The following is a 1,814-nucleotide window of genomic DNA, read 5'->3' as shown; positions in this document are numbered from 1 at the left end:
GTTTTCCCCCGGGGGCATCCGGGCGCCTTGGCGAAAGCCGTTTGGCGGGAGCCAGCCCGACGGCGAAGGACCTTGACCGGACCGGGGGGTGGCTCACCACAGTAACAGCCTGGCGCCCCAAGGGTGGGGCGGGAGCGGGGATGTGCAGGAAAGGGGTGGTGGCGATGGACAGCCTGGACGTCACGATGCGGGACGCGGCCGAGACGGTCGAACAGTCGCTGTGGCGCCGCTTGCGCGCCGACGCCGTCCGCGTTGCGGAGGAGGAGAGCGGTCTTTCCCCCTTCCTCTATGACGCGGTGCTGGCGCGCGACGGCTTCGGCCCGGCGCTGGCGGCTCTGCTGGTGCGCAAGCTGGCCGACCGCGCCATGCCGGAGGACCGGCTGGCCGCCGTGGTGCGCGACGCCATGGAGGCCGACCCGGCCATCGTCGAGTCCGCCGCCGCCGACCTTGCCGCCATCCTGGCGCGCGACCCGGCCGCCGACGGCTGCCTGACGCCCTTCCTCTATTTCAAGGGCTTCCATGCCCTGCAATGGCACCGCGTCGCCCATTGGCTGTGGCGCGGCGGCCGCCACGACCTTGCCCATTTCCTGCAAAGCCGCGTGTCGGAGGCGTTCGCCGTCGACATCCATCCGGCGGTGCCGGTCGGCCGTGGGGTGTTCATCGACCATGGCACCGGCGTGGTGATCGGCGAGACCGCGGTGATCGGCAACGACGTGTCGATCCTGCAGAACGTCACGCTGGGCGGCACCGGAAAGGAGCATGGCGACCGCCATCCCAAGGTGCGCGACGGCGTGCTGCTGTCGGCCGGGGCCAAGGTGCTGGGCAACATCACCATCGGCGCCCACGCCAAGGTCGGCGCCGGCAGCGTCGTTCTGAAGGACGTCCCCGGCTGCGCCACCGTGGCCGGCGTGCCTGCCAAGGTCGTCGGCTGGTGCCGCGACGAGCCGGCGCCGGCGCTGACCATGGACCAGAGCCTGCAACAGGGCGATTACAGCATCTGATCGGCCCTTTCCGCACTCTGTCCTCCCGCTGTCACCGGAAATCCGCCGTTGCAGTGACCACATGGAAGGCGGGCGGAGATCGGGCGCGAGGGCTGTGAGGGTGTTGCTGGCATTTCTGTTGACGTTGGTCCTGCTGCTGGCCGGGCCGGTGTTCCTGCTTGCCTCCGGGGCGGTGCCGACGGCGGTCGACTGGAGCCGCATCGACCGCAGCCCGGTGGGCCTCGCCCCCGATGCGGCAACGACACCGGAAGCGGTGGTCCAGGTCTATGCCGCCCGCGTGCTGTCCTGGCGCGGTGCCTTCGGCGTGCATCCCTGGTTCGCCGTGAAGCCGGCCGGCGCCCGCAATTACACGGTCTACGAGGTGATCGGCTGGCGCGCCTATCGCGGCCTGTCGGTGGTCTCCGTCAGCCAGCGCGACCCCGACGGCCGCTGGTTCGGCGCCCAACCCACCCTGCTGGGGGAGCTGCGCGGCCCTGCCGCCGAAGCCGCCATCCCCAAGATTGCCGCAGCGGCCGCCAGCTATCCCTATGCCGGCGAGTACCGGGTCTGGCCCGGCCCCAACAGCAACACCTTCGCCGCCTGGGTCGCCCGCGCCGTGCCGGAGCTGCGGCTGGACCTGCCCTCGACCGCGCTGGGCAAGGACTATCTCGGCCGTGGGGTGATCGCGCGGGCGCCGAGCGGCACCGGCTGGCAGATCAGCCTGTTCGGGCTGGCCGGCCTGCTGCTGGCGTGGGAGGAGGGGGTGGAGGTCAACCTGCTGGGGCTGACGGTGGGAATCGACCCGCTGGACCTGCCGTGAAACTGCCTGAATCG

Annotated in this window: 2 protein-coding genes; both read left to right on the top strand. The window is 71.2% G+C overall.

Going from position 1 to position 1,814, the window contains the following annotated elements; all coding sequences use genetic code 11:
* The first annotated feature begins 185 nt into the window (after positions 1-185).
* Positions 186-1,001 (top strand): serine O-acetyltransferase, encoded by an 816-nt coding sequence (gene cysE, locus I71_RS18580; protein WP_042696323.1) that lies wholly within the window; start codon positions 186-188, stop codon positions 999-1,001.
* A gap of 103 nt (positions 1,002-1,104) precedes the next feature.
* Positions 1,105-1,800, top strand: a complete 696-nt coding sequence (locus I71_RS18575; protein WP_244433909.1) for a DUF3750 domain-containing protein — start codon at positions 1,105-1,107, stop codon at positions 1,798-1,800.
* Positions 1,801-1,814 lie beyond the last annotated feature (14 nt).

Origin of the sequence: Azospirillum sp. B506 (assembly GCF_000333595.1) — a bacterium.
Lineage (GTDB): Bacteria > Pseudomonadota > Alphaproteobacteria > Azospirillales > Azospirillaceae > Azospirillum.
This window is presented reverse-complemented; position numbering and strand designations above follow the sequence as displayed.

Coding starts and splice junctions, on each gene's coding strand:
- cysE (WP_042696323.1), top strand. CDS start 186: ATGCGGGACGCGGCCGAGACGGTCGAACAGTCGCTGTGGCGCCGCTTG.